The following is a 369-nucleotide window of genomic DNA, read 5'->3' as shown; positions in this document are numbered from 1 at the left end:
CCCCGGTGGGGGTGACGTCGGCGGTCATGCCGGGGATGGACCCGGTGATGCCCTGCAGCTGGTCGCGCAGGGCCGGTGTCTGGGCGGCGATGCCGTCCATGAAGCCGGACATGAGCGCGGCACCGGACGGGGCGAGGATCCGCATGTCGACCCGCATCGGGCCCTTCCAGTCCGGCAGCATGCTGGTGATCCCGGACAGCTTGCTTTTCAGCGCGCCGACCATGCCGGTGATGCCGTTGATCAGGCCCTGGATCAGCGCGCGGCCGGCGCCGACGAGGAGCCGGTTGAGGTTGCCGATCGCCGACATCAGCCGCCCGGGCAGGCCGCGCACCCACGACACCAGGGACAGGGCCTTCTGCACGGCCGTGT

General features: G+C 71.3%; 1 pseudogene. It reads right to left on the bottom strand.

Annotation, left to right across the window (positions count from 1 at the left end):
• Window positions 1-369 (bottom strand): annotated as a pseudogene (locus tag IG84_RS0137365) (hypothetical protein); the annotation flags it as partial.

Source organism: Streptomyces ochraceiscleroticus, assembly GCF_000720485.1.
Lineage (GTDB): Bacteria > Actinomycetota > Actinomycetes > Streptomycetales > Streptomycetaceae > Streptomyces > Streptomyces ochraceiscleroticus.
This window is presented reverse-complemented; position numbering and strand designations above follow the sequence as displayed.